The following is a 3,160-nucleotide window of genomic DNA, read 5'->3' as shown; positions in this document are numbered from 1 at the left end:
TCAATGCGATAAACTCATTTTCTCCTCGCCATAAAAGACGAGAAGAAAGGGGAGTCACGTTTTTAAATCTAAGCGGCCTTCATAACAGATTTTTCTAAGACCTGTTTTGCTTCTTTAATGAGAGCTTTGTATTTTCTGTTCTCTTCATCTACTCTGAAGGCATCAAGAAGACGCATATGAATAGGACCTAAAAGATATAAAACTTTTTCGCCAGCGTTCATACCTTCCCAATAGCTTGGCAAATCAAAGCGCGTATCATTATCATAATCAACAGCTTGGTTTCTCAGTTTCTTCTCACACTCAATAAAGTAACGGCGTGCTTGACGTCCTTTCTCGTTACGTTCCACCATAGAGAGCTCTTTCGCCATGTCTAGAGTGAGATGGTACTCTGTCATGTTTACATTTTGACGCTCCCCCGTTTTGGGGAACGTTAAAATATAGTCTTTTGTATGAACAAATTTATATGTTTTTATGCGGTTTTTAATCCATGTCGTAAAGTCGCGACCTACTTCTAAAAATGTATGCAATTCACGTGCATTGACCGTTTGAACAATTTCCTGATCAATTGTTAGTTCTTTAATTTCTATGAGAGTGTTCATGTGAACTCCTGTTCGATTAGACGTTTTTGATTGACACTCAATAAAGAATGCCGGGTGCTCAAAAACACGGCGAACAGTCCGTCGTTACGCTTTTCCCATAAGGGTATTGTATAGCGCAACTACACCCGACAATGCCATTATATGCGTGTAACATACAATGAGTCAAAGCCTTTAATGTGCGGAAGAAAAATTGTGTCGGCAATCTATCCGCTGTTCGTTTAAGGTGTTTTTGAGGCACCTAATACCGAAGATATACGTTACAGAAATAATGTCAAGCAGGCCACGATAGTTTTTTATGCTCTTGTTGATTTCATCTATGACGTTGAGAAGAGACAACGCCATTTAATCTAAAATAGTTGATCAAATCGGAAATTTTACTATGGCTTTTTAATGGAGCACTGTAGTGTGTAAATAGATACATTTATTAAACTGCGTGTACGTAACATAAGGAACAATACACAAACTAAAAAGGAATACCAAAGAGCAATATCTGAGTACCAAAGTACATTATCCAATGGAAAAGAAAACTGATGTTCCACATACTTAGAAATAATAGGCACAGAAACTGTTTCTTTATTGCTACTTGGGAAAATTAAAACGACAAGCGCTAAAATTATTAGCTTTAAGAGTTTATGCATATACTGTTGTAAATCACGTGTTAGCATCACCCAACCCGTTGTATTTCCGCGTTTGTATTTTGGATTGCTCTGCAATTCAGAAGGAATATGAGAATTGCATAAAATTACAAAAATATTTGTTATTATTATCAAACCAAAAGATGCAAATATCAAAATATTTTGAATAAAGTAGGGATTTTTTTTAATTCCTAAAAAACATAAAAATATAAAAATCATAATACCAAACAAGGCTCTTAGCTGCTTATCTGTAAACATATTTATTTCCTGTGGTTTTCGATAATTCTTTGATCCCTTTGTTGATTTCCTCTATGAGGGGCTCGTAATTCAGAACGCTTTTCGGAATAGCAGCACCGTAAACCCATGCTTTTACTTGCGCTTTGGTGCTAAAATCTGCATTCTTAGGTGTTTTGTAATACTGACCACCATCAAATTTTTCACACTCTCTTGTGCCATCTTCATATTCGTACAGGTTGTAAAAATACTCTGCTGCTCCATCCCCCCAAGGGACATAACCAACAGCTGTTGCAACAAACTTTTTTTGCATTGGCTGTTTACGGTTTTTTAAGAACAAATGTTTTAAAATCCTCATGCTTTTAGTCCATAATTTTACCAATGTGCCTATTTGCCTAAAAATGGACCGTACAGAAGCGTTTTTAATTTCAATGTGGTTTTATCATAAAATCTTGAAATCACTCTGCACGGCGCCTTTTTGTCAATTTAAACGCATATCTAATCTCAAAACGATCAGCACTTTTCACTAGTTTGCTGTGTGTTAAGAGCTGTGAGTACAAAATCAACATCTGAACAAAGATCTTCTTCCAAACCGCGACAATACGCTGCAAGATCAGCAGATGTTGGCACGAACGTTGTTGACATACCTTTGGCTTCACCACGTACAATCTGTTCGACAGCTTTGCATAGTGCCCATCGTGAAATACCTTGAAGCGCTATGGCATAAGCGCGAGCACAAGCATCTACATTCGCCGTTTGTCTCATGATTAAGCCGCCTTCAAGTAGGCTAAAAGCCTTAGAAATATTATTGAGAGAAGATTTCACAGCAATCGTTTCTTTTAGCTTTTGACAAGCTTTGAGTGCTTTCTTTTCCTCTTCCCTCGTGATTTGTGCATGACCTTGTTTGATGCGCTCCGAAATCTGGGTCAAAAAGACTTTAAGTTCTAATGTTTCGTCAAAGTATTGTGCCATTTTTCTCTCATTTTTTTAAATCAAAAGTGTTTTAAAATTTACTCAAGCTACTTCATCAGATTGATTCCCCAAAGCACTTAAACTAATCTTTGGTTTTTTAAGCATTTGCATCAGTTTAGCCCATTTTTCAGCAGAGACAGGTTCGCCTTTCGGCTTAATTTCTGGTCTATCGAGTGAGGTGAATATCCCTTTAACAGTAGTTCGAATATCGTTTTCAAGCTTTTCACAATAAAGCATAAGATCAGCAGAAGCGGGCATGAATGTTGTAGACAAACCTGCTGCTTTTCCTTTCATCACATCCCTTGTTGCGGTTTTGATTGCCCAACGGCTTAACCCATTGAGAGAAAAGAGATAAGCAACGGCTGTAGCTTTTTCGTCTTCTCTAGGCTGGCTTTTAAGCCCACCAGAAAGCATGAGAAACATAGCTTTGATTTCTTCCTCAGAAGCTTTTTCCTCAAGCTTTTGCAAAGCTTCATTACCCAACGAGATAATTCTCTTCGCTTCTGCAGGTAATGGCTTTTTGCTCGGTAGCCAGTGGAACGGTGCTTTTTGCATCATCCTCAAAGAGAAATTTGTATGGACTGTCTGCATTTTTGAAATCGGACATGTGCTGTGTAATTCTATAGGCACGACCGCGCTGTTGTCCTGTTTGTTCAATGCTTGCTTTTCCATAGTTTTTTCCTTTCTCTAAATTCTCGATAGCTTTTCGCACCCAGTTTC

General features: G+C 37.8%; 5 protein-coding genes and 1 pseudogene. All 6 read right to left on the bottom strand.

Going from position 1 to position 3,160, the window contains the following annotated elements; all coding sequences use genetic code 11:
- Positions 1-68: 68 nt before the first annotated feature.
- The gene (locus GQO39_RS08185; protein WP_156851724.1) at positions 69-599 is read right to left on the bottom strand and encodes an antA/AntB antirepressor family protein; all 531 of its coding nucleotides are present in this window, start codon (positions 597-599) and stop codon (positions 69-71) included.
- A gap of 377 nt (positions 600-976) precedes the next feature.
- Complete coding sequence (locus GQO39_RS08180) at positions 977-1,492, bottom strand: hypothetical protein (protein ID WP_156851723.1); 516 nt, start codon at positions 1,490-1,492, stop codon at positions 977-979.
- Positions 1,479-1,826 carry a hypothetical protein gene (locus GQO39_RS08175; RefSeq protein ID WP_156851722.1) on the bottom strand — a complete coding sequence of 116 codons (348 nt, stop codon included), beginning with the start codon at positions 1,824-1,826 and terminating at the stop codon, positions 1,479-1,481. The genes GQO39_RS08180 and GQO39_RS08175 overlap by 14 nt, the downstream gene beginning before the upstream one ends.
- 155 nt (positions 1,827-1,981) lie before the next feature.
- Entirely contained in the window at positions 1,982-2,440 is a 459-nt protein-coding gene (locus tag GQO39_RS08170) for a hypothetical protein (RefSeq protein WP_156851721.1), read from the bottom strand.
- Between the two features lie 42 nt (positions 2,441-2,482).
- Entirely contained in the window at positions 2,483-2,923 is a 441-nt protein-coding gene (locus tag GQO39_RS08165) for a hypothetical protein (RefSeq protein WP_156851725.1), read from the bottom strand.
- Positions 2,916-3,160: pseudogene (locus tag GQO39_RS08985) on the bottom strand (hypothetical protein); the annotation flags it as partial. The gene GQO39_RS08165 and the pseudogene GQO39_RS08985, both read right to left, overlap by 8 nt.

This window comes from Bartonella refiksaydamii (assembly GCF_902652675.1).
In the GTDB taxonomy this organism is placed as follows: Bacteria; Pseudomonadota; Alphaproteobacteria; order Rhizobiales; family Rhizobiaceae; genus Bartonella; species Bartonella refiksaydamii.
The sequence above is the reverse complement of the archived record's forward strand: the minus strand, read 5'-3'. Positions and strand labels throughout refer to the sequence as shown.